Consider the following 6374-nt stretch of genomic DNA (forward strand, 5'->3'; position numbering starts at 1 on the left):
CGGAAACTCGTGCGCGGACGTGGAGGGAAGCGTTAGACTACCGCCAAGGAAGCAGCACCCTGTGTTAGCGACAGCTATGCGAAGCAAAGCGTCAACCCGCCGAGGAGCTATGGCTCAGTAGGAATCCCCGTGCCTAAAGGCCGGGGAGGATGTCAAAGTTTAAAATATACAGCTTGGTGTAATATCATGCCCGGTTGAATAGTTACACTTTGGAGGAATGAAGGCAGCTATGCTGCTATGCTGAGGGCAGAAGGGAAGAAAAGATTAGAAGGAATAACGAAGTCAGAAGTTAACCCACCCAGGAGGCAAGGTTAATTTATTGTCACTAGAGAAAAATTGATAGGGAGATGGGGGGATGGGGAGATGGGGAGATTCTTATATTTACTTGCTATTTGCACAATTAAATGTATTTCATATCCATATAAATATTCTAGGCGCGACAATGAATTAGCCCTGCTCCCAGGAGGGGAGCCAGGAAGGGAAGTAGGGGATTTGAGCAACTCAAATATTACGCCTTAAAGGGTGGGGTTTTAGACCCATATTATGGGTGCATCTCATAGCAAGCAAAAATACTTTTTTCCTATATATTCCCTGTTCCCTGTTCCCAGATCCGGTGTTCCCTAAAAGTGATAAATTTTTGGCTTTATTCACGCATTGAGATGCACCCCATATTATTTTGATAAAGTTTTTCATCACTAATTATCCGGACATAATATAACTGCTAGTATTTGTTGGCCTGCAAGTTTATATCCCAAGCAATTTTAAGCAGTCCCATTGACGGTGGGGTATTAAACCGGCAAAAGATAAAGATAAATTGTATGACATTTACCGAAAAATTAGGTTTAAAGCCTTGCCCTTTTATGTCAAAAATAAGCAACACCCTTTTAATATTTCAAATAAAAAAACAATAGAAGAAGAAAAGCATTTTCAACTATCAGCGCTTTCTTTGAAATTAATAGTATATAAACCTTAAGTATGCAATAGCTGATTAATCATGACCTAGTTTCAGAATCTATAATTATCAAGTTGAAGTTTGACCAAGAAATTACGATCAAACTCTTCAAAGTTTGGATATTTATTACCAAAAAAAGGAAAGGTGATAATTAATAATTAATAATTATTAAACTATCTAAATAGGAAGTCGAAACCAACGATTAATTAAATTATAGAAGCGATCGCCCATAGACGGTTGAGACAAACTTCCTTTTACAGTATATTTTTTTACTAACTGATGACCAAGAGGTGTGAGGCGAAAACCATCTGTAATACCTTGTCCATCAACTTCCCTCCTTAATACACCCACCTGAATTAGCCACATTAAATAATTTTCAGCAGCTAATTCTGATATGGGCGAACGAGTATAGTCGTTTTTTAAACCTCTCTCTGATGCTATTGATTTTAATTCCACACTTTGATCGGACATTGTTGTAAATAATCTGATGTTAAATGGGCTACAACTAAGCGCTCTTTCCGCCCTTTTTTCAGTATTAGTAGGGTATTGGAGTGATATTAAGTTTTCAGATTTTATAGAGCTCATAGCGATTATTTTTTTATAATAGCATTTCATTATATCATATAATTGATATTATTTATGTTATTTATAATACAAATAATATTTTATTTTTTTTTAACAAAGTAGTCTAGAAAACCAAGCTAGAAAAAATTTCAGGATAAGTCAAAGTTTTTCAAAGCACAAAATATCTTAAAATAACAGAAAGAATACAAGGCCATGCCGTAAACTTATTTAAGGAGAAAACAAAATCTATGCCATTATCTGTTGGCACCAAAGCACCAGAATTCACAGTAAAAGATACCAACGGCAGCACCGTTTCCTTATCTGATTTTGCTGGTAAAACAGTTGTCCTATATTTTTATCCCAAGGATGATACTCCAGGTTGTACTAAAGAAGCTCAAAGCTTCCGAGACAACTATGCTGAATACCAAGGTAAAGATATGGTTGTTCTTGGTGTAAGCATGGATGATGAAGCTTCCCACAAAGCTTTCACTGAAAAATATGGTTTGCCTTTCCAACTATTGGCAGATGTTGATGGCGCTATCACGAAAGCTTATGATGTTGAAGGTGGTGGATATCCTAAACGTGTCACCTACATTATTGACTCTACAGGGAATATTTCTCATGTTGATGAGAATGTGAAAACTGGTAGTCATGCTCAAGATATTTTAGAAGTTATCGGCGCAAAATAATTATAGTCAGGGAATAGGGAATAGGGAATAGGGAATAGGGAGCAGGGAACAGGGAACAGTGGGAAAAACATTTCCCTGTCTAAGGTTTATTATCAGTCTATGTCCTAAGCAACCCATTCTTTGCTATAGTTTGTACTAGACATCTCCGATAATAAAAAATAAGATCGATTATCGCACAGAAACTATTAATTCTTTCCCCCTACTCTGTACGGACGTTGCATGCAACGTCCCTACCTACTCCCTACTCCCTCTTTTCTGGAGATTTCTACTAATTTTCAGTATCTAATAAATTTTCCGAAAAATACTTTTTTACTAATCGCCTGTGGAATTATCTACAGGTTTATTTGTTGTAGCAAATTTTAGTTTTAGAATAAATAGAAATTATGAGTACAGATACCCTTTCCTATCTTGGTCCGACCGAATTTCTAGTTAATCAACCTACTGTTATTACAGGTAAATTTAATCCCGAACAAATCCATAATATTGCTCTAATAGCAGAAGATAAATATCCTTTGAATGTTACTAAAAATTCAACTACAGGATTATGGCACACAATTTTAGAATCAGGGTTTAATGGTTCAGGAAATCGTTGGTTGCGACTGAAAGGAACGGATATAAATAATAATTTAATTACTGAACAAACAATTAATATTACTGTTAATACTGAACCGATTATTTACCCATCATTAACATTAATTACCCTCACGAATACTGTCTTTCAAGAAAGATTAGAAGAGCTAGATAATTTAACTACTGAAGAAAAAGTAAATCTATCAGCAGGTCAAACTTATCGACTCCTTAAATATCAGTTAGTAGATAATTACCTACAAGTCGAACTTGCAACTCCTATTCCACCCATTGGCAAATTTGGCTATTTTAATTCTCAACAAGTACACTTATCTAAATGGGCAAAAGTTCTTTACTTCAATCGTGCTAATTTACCTGAAGCACCTCAAGATAAAGCTTTACTATGGGTGAAACAAAGAACTCAAATTAAACTTAGACCGGAACCTTATTCCCAACTAGCATCCAATGAACAAATAGAACTTTTTTCTGGAGAAACTGATGTTATCCAAGGTTATGCTAGCGTAGAAGGTCATTTTCGAGTATCTTTAACTAAAGCTATCCCTGGTTTTGGGGATACAGGATATGTCGATCCACAAAAAGTGGAAATTATCAGGCAAGGGGAGACAGTAAAACATAGTCAAACAGCGATCGCTCTGAAAACTCTCAACAATACCATTATCAAAAAGCAACCAACAAACGAAGCATATTTAAAACCAGATGAAAAATTAATTCTGCAAAAGGGAATGGTTTATGGTGTCTCCAACTACACATACCAAAATAACCACACAAGATTATTACTCACAGAAAACCTACCGAACTTTGGTAACGAGGGATATGTATATCCAGATTTTGTGCAATTAACTGAAGCTAGTCAAACTTTTGCAACTGCTGCCACACTCAAATTTTTAGGTCCTACAGAAGTTTTAGTCAATCAAACCACAACTCTTCGGGGTACTTACGATCCTAGTCAAGGAAAAACCGTAACAGTGACTGCGGAAGATAAATATCCATTACCAGTGAATCTTGACTCAGAGTCTGGTTTATGGGAAGTCAAATTAAGTCGAGGATTTAATACAGCGGGAACACGGTGGTTACGCTTACAAAGTCTTGATAGTAAGGGAAATGTTGTTGATAGTAAAGTAGTTAATATCTATGTAAGTTCAGAACCGATATCTGCTGGAAAAGATATTAAGTTGAAAGTTACCAAGGATACCTGGTTTAAATTATATCCTATAGATAGTTCCAAGCTTAATAATCAACAAAAAGTTAGGGTTGACGCAGGAGAAATTTTTACTGTTGAAAAATATGGATTAGTTGATGGGCATTTAAAAGTGGTATTGAGTAATGGGATATCACCGATAGGAAATTTTGGCTATTTTTATGAACCTTATGTTGAAGTGAGAAAAGGTTCTAAGCTTCTGCTATTTGATTTTACCGATGTTCCAGATACTTATATCAGCGCTAAAATATTGGTAGTTCAAAAAACTTTTATTAAGGGTAGTCCAGAAGATTCATCTCAACTTGATGATAATAAAAAAGCAGAATTATCTCTAGGTCAGACTTTGGCAATTACTGGTTATGCTTCCACTAGAGGGCATTTTCGCGTAACTCTGCTGGAATCTATTCCCGGTTTTGGTAAAGTAGGATATATCTATTGGCAGCACGTTAGAATCAAGAAACAAGAAGAGGAAATACTCTACGATCCTAATGCTATGACGATGACGGTTCGAGAAACTACGGTGATTAAAAAGCGACCTTTGTTTTCATTTTTGTTAGGTAGTTCAGAAAAGGTAACGTTACCTATCGGTAGGGTGTACGGGGTGAATAGTTATGCTGTAGAGGGAAATCATCTCAAAGTTGCTTTGACCGAACAAATGGGAGAATTTGGTAATACTGGTTATGTGTTTCCTAGTTACTTTTTGTTTAAACGTGGGAATAAATCTTTTAATCCCATTAGAAATAAAATAGAACTGAATGTTCCCTATTTTTCTCAACGTGATAACCCTCGATTTTATTGGTCTACTTGTAATGTGACATCGATCGCGATGATTTTTGCTTATTATGGAGTGCGGTCTTATTGGGGCGGGCAGCTAGAAGATGAGTTGTTGGAATGGTGTTTTAATAATTATGGTCAGGGTTCGGAAACAGACCACAGTGTTTTATCAGCTTTGATTCGTGCTTATGATTTTGAGACAAGTTTTAGCACTACCCGTGAGTGGTCTGAGGTTAAAAATGAGTTGAATAATGGTCGTCCAGTAGTTGTAGCAGGAGACTTTACTGCTAGCGGTCATATTTTGACAGCGATCGGACATAGTTACAAGGGTTATATTGTTAACGATCCTTGGGGGAATGCTTTAACTGGTTATTCTGATACTGAAGGTAGTCGTTTAATTTATCCTTATGATTACATGGATCGAGTTGCGGGTCCTAATGGAGGTGTTTGGGCGCATTTTATTAGGAAAAAGTAGCACTCAGGAGTCAGGAGTCAGGAGTCAGGAGTCAGGAGGGAAGTGTGTTAGGGGAGTAGGGGAGTAGGGGAGAAAAAGATACTTAGAAACAAAAATTTATTGCATAGTTTTATTCGGTCCAGTAGTGGCGCGTCAAGCTTGAAATAGTGTTTTAGGAAAATTCTCCAAACCTTAGTCAGAGCAAGAATTATACTCAAAAATTTAATACATCATTTTCAGCTTGACGCGCTACTACTGGCGCATCAAGTTTGAAATAGTGTTCATGCGTAAGTCCTAATTAAGAGTTATTAATGTGGATATTTTTATCAGGGATCTTCATTTAATATCATGTCCGGATAATTAGTTATAAAAAAACTTTCTCCTTCAACTCCAGTTCTTCTTCTTTCTTCCCTCTTTCCTCCTGACTCCTGACTCCTGACTCCTGACTCCTCCGTAGTTATTTATTTATCACTGTTCAACCGGACATGATATAAAACATAAGTTGCAAAAATGTATCCAAATTCTGCAGTTTTGTTTATTTACTCATCTCAAATAACTCGATAACATAGTAAATGTAAGCGAATTTAAAACCTAATTGAACAGAACACCATGATGAAATTACAAAATTTAAAATCTGGAAAAAATGATATTACCTTTAAATCTCAGGGACTAAACCTTTCAGCTCACCTCTACACACCAGAAGGTTTTGATTCAAATGGTAGCTATCCCGCTATTGTCTTTTCGCCAGCCTTTAACCAAGTGAAAGAGCAAACCGGAGCCGTTTACGGTCCTGAGCTTGCCGAACGCGGTTATGTCACTATCGTTTTTGACCATATCGGTTATGGTGACAGCGAAGGGGAAATTCGTAACAACGAAAATGCATTTGTGAAGATTGAAAGCATCCGCGATGCGGTTAGCTTCATGGGTACACTTCCCTTCGTTGACCGTGACAACCTCTTTGGCATCGGTGTTTGCGCATCAGGCGGTTACATGGCTTTGACTGCCACGACAGATAAACGCTTGAAAGCTATTGCCTCTGTGTCCGGCATGATGGGCAATAAGGCCAGCTACTTTGAAGCGATGGATCGTGAGACTGTTACAGCCTTAATTGCTAAACAAAATGCAGGTCGTCAAAAAACTTATGAAACAGGCGTA

General features: G+C 37.0%; 4 protein-coding genes. 3 read left to right on the plus strand and 1 reads right to left on the minus strand.

Going from position 1 to position 6374, the window contains the following annotated elements; all coding sequences use genetic code 11:
• Positions 1 to 1129: 1129 nt before the first annotated feature.
• Positions 1130 to 1567: an Npun_F0494 family protein gene (locus tag F6K54_RS38185; protein WP_366558362.1), complete on the minus strand. Its 438-nt coding sequence runs from the start codon at positions 1565 to 1567 to the stop codon at positions 1130 to 1132.
• A gap of 197 nt (positions 1568 to 1764) precedes the next feature.
• Here F6K54_RS38185 and F6K54_RS38190 point away from each other — a divergent pair, with 197 nt between their 5' ends.
• The 3 genes from F6K54_RS38190 to F6K54_RS38200 form a co-directional block, all read left to right on the plus strand.
• Positions 1765 to 2205, plus strand: a complete 441-nt coding sequence (locus F6K54_RS38190) for a peroxiredoxin (RefSeq protein WP_287241555.1) — start codon at positions 1765 to 1767, stop codon at positions 2203 to 2205.
• Positions 2206 to 2588: 383 nt separating this feature from the next.
• On the plus strand, positions 2589 to 5240 hold the full coding sequence (locus F6K54_RS38195; RefSeq protein WP_293089294.1) for a C39 family peptidase: 2652 nt from the start codon (positions 2589 to 2591) through the stop codon (positions 5238 to 5240).
• A 588-nt stretch (positions 5241 to 5828) separates the two neighbouring features.
• A partial coding sequence (locus F6K54_RS38200) for an alpha/beta hydrolase (protein WP_293089296.1) occupies positions 5829 to 6374 on the plus strand: 546 nt, incomplete at its 3' end.

This window comes from Okeania sp. SIO3B5, assembly GCF_010692555.1.
Lineage (GTDB): Bacteria > Cyanobacteriota > Cyanobacteriia > Cyanobacteriales > Microcoleaceae > Okeania.